Origin of the sequence: Methylobacter tundripaludum SV96, assembly GCF_000190755.2 — a bacterium.
GTDB lineage: Bacteria > Pseudomonadota > Gammaproteobacteria > Methylococcales > Methylomonadaceae > Methylobacter_A > Methylobacter_A tundripaludum.
On record NZ_JH109152.1, the window covers coordinates 2,445,572 to 2,465,260 of the forward strand.

The window sequence follows — 19,689 nt, forward strand, 5'->3', positions numbered from 1 at the left end:
GGTAGAGCAACGCAAGGAGCAGTTGCCGAGGCACGAGGGACACGAAGTTTATGTTTTTTCTTCGCGCTCTTCGTGCCTTCGTGGTGAATAATAGAGCGCTTATAACTTACAACCTGCCGGTTGCACAAAGCCCCCGAAGATTCGTCATAATTTATCTGTATAACACTATAGATACGATTCCAGAAAAACGAATACCTTCACCGTCTCAATCATTTAAGAGACAATACGTTCTGATGACTACCCGGACAGGATTGAACATGTCGCCGACCACATTGAAAACTGAATCCAACTCTACGATAACCATTCCCAGAGGCTACCGGGAAATTCCGTTCAACTACACGTCTGCGGACGATTGGCAGGTCGTGTCTTTCCTGCTGGGGACGGAAATCGCGCTGATTTTGGAGGAATTGCGCGACCGCCGCGTCACCGGACGCTCCGCCCGCTTGCTGATGCGTTTTTTCGGGGAGATCCTGATTTACCGCCGCAATCCTTATCTGTTTCAGGAGCTGGTCAGCTCGGCGGCAAGGCGCAAGCGCATGTTCGAAAATGCCGAAAAGCACTTGGGCATCATCGAGCAGAATATCGGCGACGAAGCCCGAGTGCATAAAGTGCTGGTCGCGTCCCGCCAACTGCTGGACGATTTTCGCAACGATGTCGAAAAAGTGCCGGGCTTGCGCCGCCGGATGAAAAGGGAGCTGGGCGCTGTGACCGGTGTCAGTAACGTATTGTTCGATCCGTTCACGCTGGTTTCCCATGCCACCGATGCGACCGACTGGCGCTTGTACCTGCCGGTGGCGGTGGTGATGCCTGACAAGGAAGAAAAACTCTCGCCGCTGCTTACCGCCATCGCCAAGATAGGACTCAAAGCGGTGCCGCGCGGCGGCGGTACCGGGCTAACCGGCGGCGCGGTCCCGTTGCGGCCGGACTGCGTGGTGATCAACACCGAAAAGCTCGACCGCATTCGCGGCACGCGGGACATGGCCTTCAAGCTTTGGGATGGGCGGACCGCCATGGCCCAAGTGCTTGAAGTTGAAGTCGGCGTCATCACCGAAAAAGCCCACCAATACGCCGGCAGCCGGGGCTTGGTGTTTGCAACCGACCCGACCAGCGCCTGGGCGTCCTCGATAGGCGGCAATATAGCCGAAAACGCGGGCGGCAAGTGCGCGGTGCGCTGGGGCACCTGCATCGACAACCTGATTTCCTGGCGGATGGCGATGCCCGGCGGTAAGCGTTGGGAAGTGCGCAGAACCGACCATCAGTTGCGTAAAATCCTGCCGGAAGATAACGTGACTTTCGAAGTAGCGGACATGACCAGCGGCGAGTCGATCAAAACCATTGTTTTAAAAGGCAGCGAGATCAGGAAAAAAGGCCTGTGGAAAGACATTACCAACAAGGCCTTGGGCGGCGTTCCGGGCCTGCAAAAGGAAGGCACCGACGGCATTATCACCTCGGCCGAATTCATCCTTTATCCGAAATTCGAAGCCACGCGCACGATTTGCCTGGAGTTTTTCGGGCAGGACATGGAAGAAGCCAGCCGCGTGATTGTCGAGCTGTCCAAGGCGTTTCCGTTTCCCGACCAGGGCGAGGATACGCTGGTGGCGCTGGAACATTTCGATGACGAATATGTGCGAGCGATCGACTACCAGGTCAAATCGAGCCGATTCAAAACACCGAAAGCCGTGTTGCTGATCGATGTCGCGGGGCATTCTTTAGATCAGGCGCAGCAAGGCATCGACAAGATCCGCGCGATTCTCGATCAGTACCCCAATAGCGAACTTTTTGAAGCCCACGATGCGGCCGAGGCCGAGCGATACTGGGCGGACCGCAAAAAATTCGGCGCGATTGCACGGCGCACCAACGCCTTCAAGCTGAATGAAGACGTCGTCATTCCGTTGGAAACGCTGGCCGAATTTGCCCGTTTTATCGACGAGGTCAACGTAGAGGAAGAGCGTTATGCCCAGCTGAAGTTCCTTGACCGGGCGGCCGCATTATTCCGCGAACCGCCGGTTGAAGACAATAACGATTCATTCGACGCCCGATCAAGCGTTGCGTTGGAGCTTGATGCAACGGCCAGAAACGCGCTGCCTACCGCCGACGAAAAAACCTTGCGCAGCCTGTCGATCATCAAAAAGTTCAAAAAGGAATTCGCCGAACTGGCGCGCGGCTTCCCCAAAATTATCGCCGCCGTGAACCTTGCCCATCAGGAAGTGCGCGACCGGCGCATCGTGCTGGCGACGCACATGCATGCCGGGGACGGCAACGTGCATGTCAACTTGCCGGTGCTGTCCAACGACCGGGACATGCTGGAGCGCTCGGGCGAAGTCATCGATCAGGTGATGTTCAAGGTGGTCGAATTGGGCGGCGTTGTGTCCGGCGAGCACGGCATCGGCGTCACCAAGCTCAAGTACCTGGAACCGGAGCGCATTGCGGCACTGAGCGCCTATCGCAGCGAAGTCGATCCGACCGGGCTGATGAATCCCGGCAAGCTCGAAGATTTCGCCGTGCTGGAACATATCTTCACGCCGTCTTTCAATCTGCTGGGGCTGGAAGCGCGCATTCTCCGCCACGGCCAGCTGGAAGAGCTGGCGAACAAAATCGCCCATTGCGTGCGTTGCGGAAAATGCAAACCCGATTGCGGCGTGTTCCACCCGGCGGGCAGCCTGTTTTATCATCCGCGCAACAAGAACCTGGCGATCGGCGCTATTATCGAAGCCTTGCTGTTTGATGCGCAGCGCGAATATTCGACAAAATTTGAGCTGCTGCAATGGTTGGAAGAAGTGTCCGATCATTGCACGACCTGTCACAAATGCGCCAAACCCTGTCCTGTCGACATCGATTCCGCCGACGTATCAGTGCTGGAACGCCGGATTCTGGCCGACTGGGGCTATAAGCACACCGCGGCGGCGACCAAGATGACGCTGCGCTATTTGCACAGCGACTCGCCGACCTTCAACAAAGTATTCCGCTTCGGAGTGCTCAGGGCCGGTTTTGTAGGCCAGCAGTTGGGCGCTGTATTAGCCAAGCCGTTGCAACCGAAAAAAGGCCCGTCAAAACATTATCCGTTGCAATTGCTGAGCTCGCCGATGCCGACCGTGCCGGCACTTACACTGCGCGATTTGTTGCCCAACTGCAAGGAAGACCAGGTTTTGGTGTTTGAACCCGATCAGGAAGCCGAACGCACGGTATTCTATTTTCCCGGTTGCGGTTCAGAGCGCATGGTGTCCGACATATCGATGGCCGCCATCCATGTACTGATGGGCTTGAAAACCCGTGTGGTGTTACCGCCGCCGTTCCTGTGCTGCGGGTTTCCAGCCTATGCCAACGGCCAAGCCGAAATGCATTCGCAAAACGGCTTGCGCGTGACCATCCTGTTGAACCAAATTCGCGACATGTTCACCCATCTGGAGTTCGACGGCTGCGTGGTGACCTGCGGAACCTGCCGCGAGGGCTTGAACGAGATGGAAGCGGCCAAGTTGTTCGGCGGTCGGCTGGTCGATATAGCCCGTTATGCGCTGGAGCGGGACTTGCAATTGGCAGGCACCGGCAGCGAGAGCTATCTGTATCACGCGCCGTGCCACGACTCGCTGGACGGCAAGGCGCTGGACGTGCTCGATCAGCTCGGCGGATTCGGCAGCGTTCAGTCGGTACCCAATTGCTGTTCCGAAGCGGGCACGCTGTCGTTGTCGCGTCCCGACATCTCCGCCGCGATGCTGCACCGCAAACGCGAATCGTTGGCGGAAGCTATGCCGGAGCAGGGCAGAGCCACGATCCTGACCAACTGCCCGTCCTGCATGCAGGGCTTGGGGCGGAACAAGGGCATGGGGGTTGATCCGCAGCATCTTGCGGTGGCGTTGGCTGAAAAGCTGTCCGGGAAATCGTGGTTGAAGCAATTTAAGGCGCAGGCGGGGAAGGCTAAGGCGTTTAATTTTTAGCGGGGTGTGAATGGCGTTAGTTTGTAAGTTGGACATGCTTTTTATGCCCAACATTGCGACTGGCACTGCCATTTTCAGTTTTACAATTAAAGAAGAGGGGCAATATACCCATGAATATTCACTCGAAACCTAAAACCCGCCGCCTTATTAGGGCATGGAAATGTTGTGCATACATAGCATGTCTGATCTACGAGGTTTACCAGTGAGCTTCGTTTGCGGTATTTATGGTTACCACATTACCCATCCAATTGATCTACCTTGCCTTGACTTAAGAATTGAACCGTTCACTGGTGACTATACTAATGCCAAGTTAAGAACGGACAACCACCAAAGCTACCAACTAACCGCCATATTAAAAGGAAAAAGGAAATCGACATCTGACCATTTCCTTTTCAATCTGGAAGCAATACTCTCTTTTATTGAGAGTCGTGATGTGTTGATCACTCCAGCGGAAGAGTTGATCAATGAAGAAAGTCCCTTCTCTCAGTTTCCAGAGAGCATTGCAGGCTCACTACGTGGTAAGGCTAGTAAAGCAGCCATTTTTGATGATACCTTGAATCCTACCGCAAGAACATCATTCATAATAGCAGCGCTTACTCGATTCAATTCTGAAACTGAAAAGTTAGAAAATGAAGCCGAAAAAACGCTCAAGATTCCTCTATTTAATTCTTTGTTCTTCAAGTATGTTGAGTTGTTTCGTCAGAACACAATGTTTCCCGAAATTTCTTACTATCTCCTTTTTTCTGGCTTGGAAGCCTTTGCTATGAGTTGGGCAAATAAAGTCGAGCTCTTTAAAAAAGAGACTCCTGAACAGATTTGCGAAAAATGTATGCAACCAATGCCAAATAAGCGGAGCTACCGTTCTGCCTCTTATGCAATTTACAAATTTCTCAAAAAAGATGGCGATGTGTTTGGCGCTACCGATAGTCTTAAGGCTGATAAGATAGACATTAAAACTAAGATACCCATCAAATACGACAAGTATGCAGCAATGGCTGCATATGCCGAACTTCGGAATAAACTCTTTCACGTAAACGAGTTTAAGGGTTCCATTAAAAAAGGCGAAAAGGAAACTGTTTCACTCGATTTGTTTGATTACTTACGCAGATTAGAATTACTTGTTCAACTAGTCATATTAAAAGAAGTGGGTTTCGACGATGGTGATACAAACTATAAGGCTTGGCTCAGTCTTCAGTAGCCTTGTAGCGCTGTAAGGCGAAAATAATTACGCTAGTCCCCAAGTTCCAGCTACCTGTCTCGCGAAGCTAGAGCTTCGCGTTCTGGGTTCCCACGCTCCATCTCGTATTCCGCTACGCTACATACGAGCTACACGAATATGAGGGAGTATAAGCCGCAACCGATTGAGCGTAATGTCAGGCATGAACCTCAACGAACGAACTTGAAGAATGCGGCATCGGAATGCATTGACCTTCTTCTTTAAGGCCCTCAATGTGAAATTCGATAGCTTCCTGGATAAGTTGCAGCGCCTCTTCGGATGTCTCACCTACGGCTATGCAGCCCGGAAGATCAGGGACATAGGCGCCAAAACTCGTTGGGCCTTCTTCAATAACAACCATATAACGCATATAAACCTCTACTGCTTGAGACCCGCTTGTTTCAGAACACTGATAAGCGTTCCGGGCGGTACATCTACGCTGGGCTTGCCAGCAATTGTGACCGTACCGGATTTAATGGAATGATGAAACTGACGATGGCTTCCTCTTTGCCGCACCAGCTGCCAGCCATCCGACTCAATCAAAGCGATAAGATCTTTAACTTTCATGCCGGGAGTTTAACACAGCCTCTTCTTGAGGCTCAATCAGCAACACGTCTAACGTACATGACAAGGTGTCGCTGGCAGCATTCAAATCCACCCAAGCCGCTTGCAAGCGCCATAAACAAGGTACACGCCAAGACCGCAAACAAAAAGTCCGAAGATCAGCCGGAGCTGCGGCCCCGCCAGTTGGTTTGCGAAGTAGGCGCCAATCCACGAGCCAAGGAACATGGTCGCGGCCAGTATGACGGCCGCCTTAATATCGACGTTTCCGTGCCGGTAATATTCGAATGCCGCGGCGAGACCGACGGGCGGGAGCAGCAACGCAAGGGTCGTTCCGGTCGCCATGTGCTGAGAGAAACCGGCCCAGTAAATAAGCGCCGGTACGATGATGATGCCTCCGCCGATGCCGAAGAAGCCCGCAGCGATGCCGCCGACAATACCGATAATCACGAATATGAGCCATGACGGCATCTGAATTCTCCTTTTGAATAAGGTCGAGTACAAAATTCCTGACGCCGTCCAACATAATCTATACAACATCGCTTGTCCAACAATCGGCTGAGTCTGTCGTATAACCGTGACGAAATAATTATGGGTTTATCATTTGGGTGAGCATGGCGTAACTGATTGCCGGGCTGAAATAAAATCCTTGAACGGTATCGCAGCCGCATTCTTTAAGATAATTCAATTGCTCCTCGGTTTCCACGCCTTCGGCCACGATTTTCAAGCGCAGGCTTTTTGCCATGCTGATAATGGCGCTGACGATGGTATTGGCATCACTGTCTTTAGCGATGTCTTTTACAAAGGCTCGGTCGATTTTAATTTTATCCAGCGGCAGTTTGGTCAGGTAGCTGAGCGAGGAATAGCCGGTGCCGAAATCGTCTATCGAAAAGTTGATGCCGAAGTTTCTGCATTGCGCCATGAAATCGAGGGTCACGTCATGATTTTCCATCATCACGCTCTCGGTAAGCTCCAGCTCCAGGCAAGCGGGGGGAATGCCCGTTTCATCGATAATATCGATGATCTGAGCGAACAGCTGCGGATTTTGCAATTGCCGCAACGACAGGTTGATCGCCACCTTGATCCTGGGGTGTCCTTCCGCCAACCAGGTTTTAATATCGCGACAGGCTCGCTGCAGCACCCACAGGCCTATTTGCATGATGAGCCCGGAGTCTTCGGCAATGGGGATGAATTCGGCAGGGGAGATCATGCCGCGCTGGGGATGCGGCCACCTGATCAACGCTTCCACGGCGACCATTTTACCGCTGGAAAGATCGATCTGCGGCTGGTAGTGCAGTTGGAATTGATGCTGGTCCAGCGCCAAATACATATCTCTTTCCATCACCAGGCGATACTCGATTCTGGCGTTCATCTCGGAATCGAAAAAACAATTCCTGCCGCCGCCCGATGCCTTGGCATGGTACATGGCGATGTCCGCATGTCGGGTCAGCGTATCGCTCTCCAGTCCGTCGTTCGGGTAGATGCTGATGCCTATGCTGGTGCCGATGTTCAGCAAATATTCCTCAACGTCGAACGGTGCATTAATGGCTTCAATGATCTTGCTGGATACATGAGCGGCTCCGTCGGCTCCGGTATTGGGCAGCAGCACGACAAATTCGTCGCCGCCCAACCGGCCCGCCATATCGCCTTTGCGCAGACAGTCCTTTAGCCTGTCGCTGACCTGTTGCAGCAACAGATCGCCGCGATGATGACCTAGCGAATCGTTGACGATCTTGAAGTTGTCCAGATCGAGAAACAGCAAGGCGAAGCTTTGATTCTCCCGGCGGGAACTATGGATGGCCTGGTCGATGCGTTCGTGGATCAGGAAGCGATTGGGTAACTGGGTCAGGGAGTCGTAATGGGCCAGACGATGAATCTCTTCCTGCGACTTGACGTGTTCGGTAATATCGATAAGCGTGACGGTGATGTTAAGAATTTCTCCTTCGTCGTTGAATTCAGGAAAGGCGTTCGCCATGACCCATCTATTGTCGCTAAGGTCGGATCTGACTATGCCGATGACCAGGTTTTTTACCGCCTTGTTCTGGCGGATAACCTGATTCGCCGGAAATTGATCGAAACGCATCGGGGTTTCGTCTTCGCAAATAAAGGCGCATTCGAAATCGGCGGCAACCTTGCCCAATATCTGTTGCTCATTCAGTCCCAGCAGGTTGCAGGTTTGCCGGTTGCAAGAGGCAACGCGGGTATCCGGGGCATGAATCATTATGCCTGCATTGATTTGCTCAAGCAGGAAACGATGTTTTTCTTCGCTTTGCCGGAGCGCGTCCTCAATCTGAATAAGTTCAGACATATCTGTCCAAGCGCCAATGATTTCAATAGGTTTGCCGGATTGATCAGTGACGAGTCTGGCGCGGTCCCTGATCCATTTCCAATGACTGTTTTTCATCTTGAAACGGTATTTACGCAATAGCGATTTACCGGCATGAATAGCGTTCATGCCGGAAATAACCAGATCCCGGTCCTCCGGGTGAATATTGTTTATCCAGAAATCCGGGTTGTGCAGAAATTCTTCAGCTTTATACCCAAACAGGTCCTTGATGTTATCGGATAAAAAAGTAATGCCGAAAACACCATTAGGCTTGCAGGTGTAAATAGTGACGGGAGCCTGCGACAGTAAATGCGCCAGTCGATCAAGTTTTACCTCGGGACTGTCGATGTCGGCATATTGGAAGACGTTGTCAAGTGTTGCAAGTTTATTCATGAACCACCTTTACTGATCGGTTTTCTGCATGCGTCGGCTACTTAAGATGATTCCCGGCAGGAGCGGCGTAAGCACTCCTGCCGGGGTAGTTTTAGTCTTAGGAATTACCCAATGCCAGTAGCGGGTCGGTATGTTTCAATCCGAACGCTTCCGCCACGGCGGGATAAGTTACGGCCCCGCGATAGGTGTTGAGCCCGTATTGCAACGCCGTATCTTTACGCACCGCGTCCAGGCCTTCGTTGGCCAGACGCAAGGCGTAGCCGGCCGTTTGGTTGTTCAGCGCAAAGGTGCTGGTGCGCGGCACCGCCCCCGGCATGTTGGCAACGCAATAATGCACCACGCCGTCGATTTCATAAGTCGGATGGCTATGGGTCGTAGGGCGCGTGGTCTCCACGCAGCCGCCCTGATCGACGGCCACGTCAACGATCACCGAGCCTTTGCGCATGGTCGGCAGCATGTTATGGGTAATCAGCCAGGGCGCTCGCCCGCCGTGGATTAAAATCGCGCCGATGACCAGATCGGCGGTGTCGATGACTTCTTCGATAGTCGATTCATTGCTGATGCGCGTTTGCAGTTGCCCGCGGTAAATATCATCCAGATATTTCAAGCGGGCATGGCTGATGTCCAGCACCGTGACTTGAGCGCCCAAGCCGACCGCGACCCGTGCCGCGTTGGTGCCGACGATGCCGCCGCCCAAAATCACGACATTGGCGGGGGCGACGCCCGGCACGCCGCCGATTAATACGCCGCGGCCGCCATGCGATTTTTGCAAATAGGTTGCGCCCGCTTGCGTCGCCATGCGCCCTGCAACCTCGCTCATCGGTATCAATAACGGCAAACTGCCGTCTTCGGTTTGTACGGTCTCGTAAGCGATACCGGTGGTGCCGCTGGCCAACAGCGCGTCGGTCAGCGCTTTATCCGAAGCCAAATGCAGATAGGTAAACAGCAGCAAGTCCTGACACAGATAACGATATTCCGATGCAATCGGCTCTTTTACTTTGACCACCATGTCCGCCGCCCATGCATCTTCAGCGAAGGGGACGATTTGGGCTCCGGCAGCTTGATATTCCTGGTCCGAAAGCGAGCTGCCTTCGCCCGCGCCGCTTTGCACCAGCACCTGATGACCCCGGCGCGTTAAGGTCTTGACTGAGCCCGGCGTCAGACCGACTCGATTCTCGTTGTCCTTAATTTCTTTGGGTAGTCCGATTAGCATGATTTGACTCCTGATGAGTGGAATGTAATACGCGGTAATAAAAGTCTTGCAGGCCGAGTTTATCCGCAAGGACATAAGAGCGTAGCATAATCCGACGCGATTTTTTCAGTTACAGCTTAATGCGCGTGTCCCGTTTAATAAAACAACATTATTAGATATAAATATCTAATAAATAGATGATGCGGCGTTTATTTTTGTAAAAATTACCGTTTTTTTGACAGCGCCTGACGACTTAAGGTGTTTTAAAAAAAGCAATCCGGCCTGATCACCGATAGGCAGGCAGTACTAAGGACTCCATCAATAATAACTTCCGCTTAGGGTTCCCACGCTCTGCGCTCGTCGTTATACACAAGTGCCTGCGCGCTGTCGCCATTCCGGCAGTCCCTTACCGGGCGTTGGGTAAGAAACATGTCGATAGGCAGACCTTCCAGGTTTTTAAAACCTGGAAGGTCTAACTTACAACGTTCTGAACGGGTGGGACATTACCCTCGTTCCCACGCGCCGCGTCACTGCCATTAAGTTAAGAAAAAAGCTCCCTCTCCTGCGCGCTAGTTCCCAAGCTCCTGCTTGGGAATTCAGTACGGGAAGCTCTAGCTTCCCGGCTCGCAAAGCTGGAGCTTTGCTCACTGGGTTCCCAAGCGGGAGCTTGGGAACCAGCGTAACCCAGTCAGGGCCGCTCCAGCGTCCCGAACCGCAGAGCAGTTCAGGCTGCCTTCCCACGCAGAGCGTGGGAACGATGAGTTTATGTTTCGGGAGACCCTATCCTAAGAGCCGATCAGCTTACGTCGTCGACTAATCGATAGCCCACGCCGACTTCGGTCAGCAGATAACGGGGACGTGCCGGATTGACTTCCAGTTTGTGCCGCAACTGCCCCATGTAAATCCGCAGATAATGCTGGTCGTGAATATGCTCGACGCCCCAGACTTCCTTGAGCAGTTGGCGCTGGGTTACCACGAGGCCTGCATGACGAATCAGTATGCTTAACAGCCGGTATTCGATCGGCGTTATGTGTACTTCATTACCGGCGTTGAAGACTTTACGCCGTACCAGATCGACCTTTAGTTGGCCGGTTTCAAAGGTTTCGCTGCTGCTGATACTGCGGGTGACGCGGCGCAGCAAGGCTTGCAGGCGTGCATGCAGCTCTCCGCTGCCGAACGGTTTGGTCATGTAATCGTCGGCGCCGGCATCCAGCGCCATGATCTTGTTTTGCTCCTGGCTGCGGGCCGACAAGATTAGCACCGGCAAGTCGGATAGCTGGCGCAAACGCTGGGTGACCGAAATGCCGTCTATGTCCGGCAAGCCTAAATCGAGTATCACCAGATCGGGGCTGTCGCTTTTGATCATTGACAGCCCGGTCTTGCCGTTTTCGGCCTCGATGATGCGCCATCCCCGATTGCAGAGCGTGGTTTTCAAAAATCGCCGGGTTTGCGGATCGTCTTCAATGATTAATATCAACGGATTGGCTTTGTTCATGATGTCCCCATTCCCTCAGGCCAATTGATCTGGGGCGGCTCATGGAGCGGTAAATAAATGATAAACGACGCGCCTTTTTCAGAACAATTAGCGGCATGAATCGTTCCGCCATGCGTTTCAATGATCGTCCGGCATAAGGTCAATCCGACGCCCACGCCGTTTTGCTGAGTTTCGGATTCAAGGCGGTAGAATTTATCGAATATTTTTTCTTCCATGCCTTTTGCAATACCCAGGCCGTAATCGGATACGGTGATTTTTAACGCAGTCGGCAAGAGCTCCGCGCTGATGTCGATAGGGCTTCCTGCCGGGGTGTATTTGATCGCGTTTTCGATCAGATTGGTCAACACCTGTTCGATCAGTACTGCGTCTATCCAGAGCAGCGGCAAATTGTCGGGCAACAGCGTCCTGACTGGACGAGTGCCCAGATTTTTTTCCAAGCGGTGCAGCGCGCTGCCGACAATTTCTTCAATCGTGTTCCATTCCTGATGGAGAATAATTTCTCCGCTACTCAGTCTGGCCATATCCAGGATTTTATTGGTCAGCTCCGAGGTACGCTGCGCCTCTTCGAGTATGACTTTGTTGAAATCGAGCTTTTCTTCCTCGGAAAAACCGGCGCTGTTCTCGACCAGGGCGGTGCTTGCGCCAATGATACGGGTCAATGGGGTGCGCAAGTCATGCGATATAGCGCTCAGCAACTCATTGCGCAGCGATTCCGTCTCGGCTTTAAGACTGGCGTTGTTAGCCTGTTCGGTTAAGCGTAGGCGTTCCAGGGTTTGCGCAATCAAGTTCCGGAAAGTATCGAAAAAAGTGGTTAATTCAGGGTTGGACAATGCAGACAGGGTTACGAATTGTATAGCGAGTACGCCGAGCCTGGTTTGCGAATATTCAAGCGGGAAATAAATCGGTGTATTCAGCTCGTAATGGCGTTCAAGGGTGCGCAGCTCAAAGGCGCGTTGCGCGGCGGCCAGATTAACGCCGCGCAGGGATTGCCGGAGCGGTTTTGCGCCAGGGTAGTGCAGCTGATTATTAGCGTCCGGAAACAGCAACACAGCCGCCGCTGCAAAATCATCGTGAATATGCTGCACGGCAATACGGGCGACGGCTTGGCTATTTTGGGCGTCGGACAAAGCCTGGCTTAAGAGGTACAGCGCATTAGTGCGATTTTCGCGTTGCCGGGCAATTTCTGCTTGCAGGCGCGCCTTTTCCAGTAAATTGCTGGTGACATTGGCGACGACTATCATCACCGCCAAGCCGACGATGTTCTCAATATCGGAGATGGCGAATGAAAAAGTCGGAGGGCCGAAAAAAAAGGCGAATACCGGTATGCTCAGCAACGAAGCCGTCATCGACGCACCGCGGCCATAACGGCTAGCTACCAGAAATATCCCTAGCAGATAGGTCATCAAAATGCTGGCGGTTCCCAGCACATGCCGTAACGGCCAATCGACCAATGTGCAAATAACGGGTGCCGCTATACCCCATAGGTAACCCAGCAAACGCTCCGAACGACGGCCACGGTTTAGCACCATCGCCGGTAATTGCTGACCTTGTTCGCTTTCCGGTTGCTTGTGCTGAGCGTTGTTGCGCAAGATTGTCCTCCGAAGCCGTTCGTGTTCCGGTGCTTTCAAAAAGATTGGGCGTTTACCAGGAAATGCACGCCGATACTGGCAAAGTAGCTTAACAGAATCACCGGAAACCACTTCAGATGGCTGCTGAAGGTGTATTGGCCTTTGGCCTGGCCCAGCAAGCCGATGCCCGGCGCCGAGCCTATCGCCAGCAGACTGCCGCCGATGCCCAAGGTCAAGGTTAACAGCAGCCATTGGCCTTGCGTAATGTCGGGGTGCATGGTGAGGACGGCGAACATCAGGGTGCCATTATCGACAAATGCAGACGACAAACCAATTGAAATATTAGCCAGGGTCGGGCTTAATTGACCGTACACAATTTTGGAAATGGCATCCAGATAACCGATGTAGCCCAAACCGCCGATTCCCATCATCGCGCCGTAGAAAAACAGCAGGGTATCCCACTCCAGACGCCCGACTTTTTCGAAAATATCAAGCCTGATCGCTTCAAGCCTTTTGGCTTCAAGGATTGATGAATTGATTTCATCGCTATTCAAAGACAAGTCAAATTCCGATGGTTTTTGTATGCGTGAATCAGTGCTTTTTTGCAGATAATAATAAAAGAACTGCAATAACGACAAGCCGGCCATCATGCCGGCAGCAGCCGGCAAATGTAGCGTCATATCGAACGTAACCGCCAGGCCGATGGTTACTCCGAACAGAAAGATGATGCGTTTGGCGCCACGCGGCAGGTGTACTTCTCCAGCTTCGATAGTCGGTTTGTCTTTGGGAACCGCAAAATGCATCGCCGCAGCCGGAATCAGAAAGTTCACCAGACAGGGAATGAATAACTTGAAAAATTCGGTAAACGCCAGCACACCGTGCTGCCAGACGAACAGGGTCGATATACCGCCTAGTGGACTGAAAGAACCTCCGGCATTGGTAGCGACAACAATGTTGATGCAGGCCAAAGACACAAACCGAGGACTGTCTTTGCCGACGGCGACCACCACCGCTCCCATCAACAACCCCGCTGTGAGGCCGTTGATGATGCTGGAAATTGAAAATACCAGCCATCCGGTAATCCAGAACAATTGCCGGTAGCTGAAGTGTCTGCTGACCAGCCAGACTTTCAATGCATCAAAGATCTGCATATCTTTCATCGCATTCAAGTAGGTCATCGACACCATAATAAACAGCAGCAATTCAATATAAGTCTGCAAATTGCTCTTAAAGGCCGTTACGGCAAGCTGGTCAAGGCCTCGCTGCTGGTAGGTAAAAACGATCGCAAACCAAATCAACGTCGCCGCCAGCAACATCGGCTTGGATTTACGCAGCTCGGTAGCCTCTTCGAACGTCGCCGCCGCATAAGCCGCCACCATCACAGCCAGTGAAAAATACCCGACCCAATGATGAGTCAGGTCAAGCCGCTGCAATACCGGTGTTGCCGTTTCTACCCCGGCAACTCCCAATGTCGGCAACAGTAAAGCCGCTATTCCAAGTAGACGTAAACTACAACGCACGATGTTCCCCTGTATCTGTATAAATTGAGCGGTTAACCTATAGGCACTTACACAACCGGTAAGTTTCCAGGCGTTCAAAACTGCAACAGATTGTAATGAATGGGGTGTAAAAAAGGCGTAAAGACGCTATGCGTCAAGCTAAGGACTCCATCAATAATAACTTCCGCTTAGGGTTCTCACGCTCTAACGAGCTGGACGGGGGTTGCACCCCCGTCCCTACCGTTTTCGATAACTACTGCCATATCTTCATCCTTCAAACGTTTCGGACGGGGTTGCAAACCCCGTCCAGCCAAACTGACGACTTAAAGTATTTTTTAAAAAAGCAAGCTGACCGGATCACCGGAAGCCGGTGAGTCCTTAAAGGACCACCGGCTTTTTTTTGGCCGAAATCTACGTATTAGCCGCAATTGTAGGTCTGCTTGGCGTAGCGTAACCTCCCAAGCAACGTTGCAACATGTCGGGCGTTAATTCGAACTATGTTCTTAAGAACCTGAGTATTTCTATGCATATATCATTACCTGAATGCAGCCGGACGCCATTAAACGACGATCAACACCGGTTCCTCCAGCAACTCGTTGCCGCTTTATCGCCGGAGCAAGCCGCCTGGATTGGGGGATATTTGACCGGGTTGGTGGCCAACAATTTAACATCCGTCCCAAGCGCCGACGATATTGCCGATATTACCATTCTGGTCGGCTCGCAAACCGGCAACAGTGATGCGTTGGCCGAACAAATGCACCGCTTGGCCGCCGGTCGCGGATTAAAAACGGTCATCAAAAAAATGGGTGACTATAAGCTTCCGCAATTGAAGGCCGAGAAAAACCTGCTGGTCATTGTCAGCACTTACGGCGAAGGCGAACCGCCCGACAATGCCAGGGAATTGGTCGAGTATTTATTCAGCAAGCGCGCTCCGTCACTCAAGCAAGTGCAGTTCGCCGTGCTGGGCTTGGGCGACTCCGGCTATGAGTTTTTCTGCAAAACCGGCGTTGATTTTGATCGCCGCCTGGAAGCGTTGGGGGCAACGCGGATTCATCCGAGGGTTGATTGCGATGTGGACTACGAGGCTGGCGCCGAAGCTTGGATGGATGCGGTGTTGAATGAACTGTCCATGCGGCTGGACATAAAACCCCAAGCGGCAGACTTGTCGTCGCCATCTGTTGCAAGCGTCTTAGCTTATTCGCGCAAGAATCCGTTTCCAGCGGTTTTACTGGAAAATATCGTGCTGAATGGGCGAGGCTCGATCAAGGAAACCCATCATCTGGAATTGTCGCTGGAAGGTTCCGGCCTGACTTACGAACCGGGCGATGTGCTCGGTGTTTATCCGAGCAACGCCCCCGACGTGATCGATGCCCTGTTGCAGACCCTGCATTTTGGCGGTACCGAATGGATTATGCTTAATGGCAAGGACGGCTTTCTTTATGACGCACTGTTTAGTCATTATGAAATCACCGCCATTACCCGGCCTATGGTGCAAAAATACGCCTTGTTGGCGAACAACCGCAAGCTGGATCAGTTGCTGGGCGACAAGCATAAACTGAACGACTATCTGCATGGCCGTGAAATTATTGATCTGGTAACGGATTTTCCAGTTGAGCACCTGTCGCCGCAGGCCTTTGTCGATTGCCTGCGCAAACTACCGCCCCGTTTGTACTCGATTGCGTCCAGCCTGAAACAGCATCCCGACGAGGTGCATGTCACCGTGGCTGCGGTGCGCTACCACTCGCACGGTCGGAATCGTAAAGGGGTTGGCTCGACGTTTCTGGCCGAGCGCATTGACGAGGATGCGACCATTTCTGTTTATATCGATCACAACACTAATTTCAAGCTCCCGGTCGATTCTTCCACGCCGATTATAATGATCGGTCCCGGCACCGGCATCGCGCCTTTCCGCGCTTTTGTCGAAGAGCGTGAAGCGGTGGGCGCGACCGGTAAAAACTGGCTGTTTTTCGGCGACCAGCATTTCGAGACCGATTTTTTGTATCAAACCGAATGGCAGCGTTACCTGAAAAACGGGGTGTTGACCCGTATGAATGTCGCCTTTTCCCGTGATCAGGAGCAAAAAATCTATGTTCAGCATTTGATGGCTGAGTACGGTAAGGAACTGTATGCGTGGTTGCAAGAGGGTGCTCATCTTTACGTCTGCGGAGACGAAAAACGCATGGCGCACGACGTGCATCAGGCGTTGCTCAGGATTGTGGCGGCTGAAACAGGTTCGGACAATGCGGAAGACTATGTGGCGAATCTGCAAAAGGCAAAACGCTATCAGCGGGATGTGTATTGAATGAGGATTAAACGATGGGAAGAATTTCTCCCACGCGCTGCGCTCGTCGTTATACACAAGTACTGTGGCCGGACGGGGTTTGCAACCCCGTCCGAAACGTTTGACGGATGAAGATATGGCAGTAGTTATCGAAAACGGTAGGGACGGGGGTGCAACCCCCGTCCCGCTCGCTGGAGTGCAGGCTTTGCCTGCAAGCGCAAGCAAAGCTTGCACTCCCGTTTGTCTCGTTCCCACGCGCTGCGTGGGAATGCAGTCAAGGCGCGCTGCGCCGCGAGTCGCGGGCAACGTGTCGAAATGCGGAGTGTATCGACGTAGGACGCAGCGCGTCCCATATCGCATTCCCACGCAGCGCGTGGGAACGAGGGCGCTTTCCGTCTCGCGAAGCTGGAGCTTCCGCCTACTGGGTTCCCAAGCAGGAGCTTGGGAACCAGCGTAAACCCCCGTAAACGTTATCAATGGGATGTGTATTCAATGAGGATTAAACAATGGCCTATGTAACGCCGGAAGAATTGGAAGAAGAATTAAACAAGCGGGTTGAAGTCGAGCGGATCAAGGACGCCAGCAATTACCTGCGCGGCACCCTGGTCAAGAGCCTGCAAGACCCGCTGACCGGCGCGCTGGCCGAAGACGACACCCAGCTGTCCAAGTATCACGGTATTTACCAGCAGGATGACCGCGACCTGCGGGACGAGCGCCGCCGACAAAAACTGGAGCCGCACTACCAGTTTCTGGTGCGCATCCGCGTACCCGGCGGCGTGTGTACAGCGATGCAATGGCTGGAAGTGGACCGCATCGCCAATACCTACTGCAACCCTGCCATCCGGTTGACCACGCGACAGGCTTACCAGCTGCACGGTATCGTCAAGCGCGACCTGAAAAGAACCATTGCCGAAATCAACGCCGCATTGCTGGATACCATTGCCGCCTGCGGGGACGTGAATCGCAACGTCATGTGCAATCCCAATCCGTACCAATCGCGGTTGCATGGGGAAGTCTATGAATATGCCCGCCGCCTCAGCGAGCATCTGACGCCCCGGACCACCGCCTACCATGAAATCTGGCTGGACGAGGAACTGCTGTCCTCAAGCCGACAGGACGAAGAGCCGATCTACGGCAAACACTACCTGCCGCGCAAATTCAAGATAGCGCTGGCCATTCCGCCGAGCAATGATGTCGATTTGTTTGCCAACGATCTCGGCTTTATCGCCATTACCGAGGACGATCATCTGCTTGGCTTTAACGTCAGCGTCGGCGGCGGACTGAGCATGACCCACGGCGAGACGTCGACCTACCCACGTCTGGCCGACGTGATCGGCTATTGCCCCAAGCACAAAACGTTGCAAGTCGCCGAGGAAATCGTCAAGATTCAGCGCGATTTCGGCGATCGAACCAATCGCAAACACGCGCGCTTTAAATACACCATCGAGGACCGGGGCCTCGACTGGTTAAAGTTCGAGCTCAACCGGCGCTTGGGCTGGGCTATGGAGCCGCCCAAACCTTTCGTATTCGAACATTCCGGCGACCGCTACGGCTGGGTCGAAGGCGCTAACGACGCCTGGCATCACACTTTGTTTATTCCGAACGGCCGCATTCTCGACACCGAGGATTACCCGATGATGACCGGGCTACGCGAGATTGCCAAAGTGCATGACGGCGATTTCAGGCTCACCGCCAACCAGAATTTGATTATCGGGCAGGTCAGCAGCAAACGGAAACCGGTCATCGACGCCCTGCTGGAAAAATACCGGCTGGCCGACACTCATGACCAGACCGGGTTGCGCCTGAATTCGATGGCTTGCGTGGCTTTTCCCACCTGCGGTCTGGCCATGGCTGAAAGCGAGCGCTACTTGCCGTCGCTGCTCGATAAGCTCGATGTGATCATCAAACAGGCTGGACTTGAATACGATCCGATCCTGATCCGCATGACCGGTTGCCCGAATGGCTGCGCGCGTTCATCGCTGGCGGAAATCGGTTTTATCGGCAAAGCGCCGGGCAAGTACAACCTGTATTTGGGCGCGGGTTTTTACGGCCAACGCCTGAATAAGCTGTACCGCGAGAATATCAATGAGGAACAGATTCTTGCCGAACTAACTCCTATTATTCAACGGTATGCCCAAGAGCGGGAACCGGGCGAACGATTCGGCGATTTTGTGATCAAGGCCGGTTATGTCAAAGCTGTGTTGGCGGGTAAGGATTTTCACTGGTAACGGTTCAAGCTTGTTGTCGATATAGGGCGACTTATCCTGAAGGCCTTAATTTTTTCAGGCGAGACTGTAAAATATGGTGTCATATTGTCACCACTATGACATAATTAAATTTCCGATAAGTGAAAAAAATATCGACACGCCAATATCGACCTAACATAGGTTATGGGTAACTACGGTAACTAATTCATATGCAGCAAAAATCAATAGAACGAGGCCGTATTACGGCAAGGGTTTCTCTGTCAATACAAGAGAAACTCCAAGAGGCAGCAGATTTAACGGGCGCTACGCTGAATCAATTTGTGGTTCAAGCCGCGCTTGAAAGGGCTGAGCAGCTTATTGCGCGTGAAACGACAATCAGCTTGACCCGTAAAGATGCCGCCATGTTATTCGCAATGCTTCAGAAGCCATCTGCCCCCAATAGTGTTTTGGCAAAGGCATCCGAGCGTTATAAAAACGAGGTAGAAAGTGGCTTTATCAATACGGAGTCTAGATCGATCACATGACTTGAACAGTTTTAATTGCGGCAATATAGCCCTTGATGCCTGGCTAAAAAATACTTCGCGGCAGCACCAGAAAAAAAATATATCCCGCACCTTTGTACTGATGCAGGACGAAATAATCATCGGTTATTATTCACTTGCGATCCGAGGCCTCATGCTCACAGAAGCATTGCCGAAAAACATGAAAAAATCCCTCCCCTTAAATGTGCCTGCAATGACGCTTGCCCGTTTAGCTGTATCGCTCCAGGAGCAAAAGAAAGGTCATGGCGAACGTCTGTTGCTTGATGCCATGACGCAAGTTAAAACGGCCTCTCGCTTAATTGGCGGCAGCTTTTTATTTGTCGATGCAAAGGATACAGAATTGGCAACTTTCTATGCCCGCTATGGGTTTGTAGCGCTCCCCGATGCTCCACTTACTCTGTGCATGCCTATCGCGGATATCCCTTAAGCCGCAAGTGACCGAGAAAATGCAATCGAGCAATAGCCGCCGCTGGCTTG

General features: G+C 52.6%; 14 protein-coding genes. 6 read left to right on the forward strand and 8 right to left on the reverse strand.

Going from position 1 to position 19,689, the window contains the following annotated elements; all coding sequences use genetic code 11:
• The first annotated feature begins 257 nt into the window (after nt 1–257).
• Nucleotides 258–3,932 (forward strand): DUF3683 domain-containing protein, encoded by a 3,675-nt coding sequence (locus tag METTU_RS10990; protein WP_006891624.1) that lies wholly within the window; start codon nt 258–260, stop codon nt 3,930–3,932.
• Nucleotides 3,933–4,110: 178 nt separating this feature from the next.
• A complete protein-coding gene (locus tag METTU_RS10995; protein ID WP_040579745.1) occupies nt 4,111–5,130 on the forward strand; it encodes a hypothetical protein in 1,020 nt (339 codons plus the stop codon).
• Nucleotides 5,131–5,305: 175 nt separating this feature from the next.
• Here METTU_RS10995 and METTU_RS11000 read toward each other — a convergent pair whose 3' ends face one another.
• From METTU_RS11000 to nhaD, 8 genes are all read right to left on the reverse strand, one after another.
• Nucleotides 5,306–5,518 (reverse strand): type II toxin-antitoxin system HicB family antitoxin, encoded by a 213-nt coding sequence (locus METTU_RS11000; RefSeq protein WP_006891627.1) that lies wholly within the window; start codon nt 5,516–5,518, stop codon nt 5,306–5,308.
• Nucleotides 5,519–5,526: 8 nt separating this feature from the next.
• Nucleotides 5,527–5,715: a type II toxin-antitoxin system HicA family toxin gene (locus METTU_RS11005; RefSeq protein ID WP_040579746.1), complete on the reverse strand. Its 189-nt coding sequence runs from the start codon at nt 5,713–5,715 to the stop codon at nt 5,527–5,529.
• A gap of 81 nt (nt 5,716–5,796) precedes the next feature.
• Nucleotides 5,797–6,249, reverse strand: coding sequence for a sulfite exporter TauE/SafE family protein (locus METTU_RS11010; RefSeq protein ID WP_081466905.1), 453 nt, complete (start codon nt 6,247–6,249; stop codon nt 5,797–5,799).
• A gap of 49 nt (nt 6,250–6,298) precedes the next feature.
• The gene (locus METTU_RS21775) at nt 6,299–8,428 is read right to left on the reverse strand and encodes a bifunctional diguanylate cyclase/phosphodiesterase (protein WP_006891631.1); all 2,130 of its coding nucleotides are present in this window, start codon (nt 8,426–8,428) and stop codon (nt 6,299–6,301) included.
• 97 nt (nt 8,429–8,525) lie between these two features.
• The gene (gene ald / locus METTU_RS11020) at nt 8,526–9,641 is read right to left on the reverse strand and encodes an alanine dehydrogenase (RefSeq protein WP_006891632.1); all 1,116 of its coding nucleotides are present in this window, start codon (nt 9,639–9,641) and stop codon (nt 8,526–8,528) included.
• 775 nt (nt 9,642–10,416) lie between these two features.
• Nucleotides 10,417–11,115 carry a response regulator gene (locus tag METTU_RS11025; protein ID WP_006891633.1) on the reverse strand — a complete coding sequence of 233 codons (699 nt, stop codon included), beginning with the start codon at nt 11,113–11,115 and terminating at the stop codon, nt 10,417–10,419.
• The gene (locus METTU_RS11030; RefSeq protein WP_006891636.1) at nt 11,112–12,704 is read right to left on the reverse strand and encodes a DUF4118 domain-containing protein; all 1,593 of its coding nucleotides are present in this window, start codon (nt 12,702–12,704) and stop codon (nt 11,112–11,114) included. The genes METTU_RS11025 and METTU_RS11030 overlap by 4 nt, the downstream gene beginning before the upstream one ends.
• Before the next feature lie 35 nt (nt 12,705–12,739).
• Nucleotides 12,740–14,203, reverse strand: coding sequence for a sodium:proton antiporter NhaD (gene nhaD / locus METTU_RS11035; protein WP_006891637.1), 1,464 nt, complete (start codon nt 14,201–14,203; stop codon nt 12,740–12,742).
• Between the two features lie 502 nt (nt 14,204–14,705).
• Here nhaD and METTU_RS11040 point away from each other — a divergent pair.
• From METTU_RS11040 to METTU_RS11055, 4 genes are all read left to right on the forward strand, one after another.
• Complete coding sequence (locus METTU_RS11040) at nt 14,706–16,484, forward strand: assimilatory sulfite reductase (NADPH) flavoprotein subunit (protein ID WP_006891640.1); 1,779 nt, start codon at nt 14,706–14,708, stop codon at nt 16,482–16,484.
• A gap of 485 nt (nt 16,485–16,969) precedes the next feature.
• Nucleotides 16,970–18,691: an assimilatory sulfite reductase (NADPH) hemoprotein subunit gene (gene cysI / locus METTU_RS11045; RefSeq protein ID WP_006891641.1), complete on the forward strand. Its 1,722-nt coding sequence runs from the start codon at nt 16,970–16,972 to the stop codon at nt 18,689–18,691.
• A 188-nt stretch (nt 18,692–18,879) separates the two neighbouring features.
• Complete coding sequence (locus METTU_RS11050) at nt 18,880–19,194, forward strand: type II toxin-antitoxin system TacA family antitoxin (protein ID WP_006891643.1); 315 nt, start codon at nt 18,880–18,882, stop codon at nt 19,192–19,194.
• A gap of 1 nt (nt 19,195) precedes the next feature.
• The gene (locus tag METTU_RS11055; protein WP_217182820.1) at nt 19,196–19,639 is read left to right on the forward strand and encodes a GNAT family N-acetyltransferase; all 444 of its coding nucleotides are present in this window, start codon (nt 19,196–19,198) and stop codon (nt 19,637–19,639) included.
• Nucleotides 19,640–19,689: the final 50 nt, after the last annotated feature.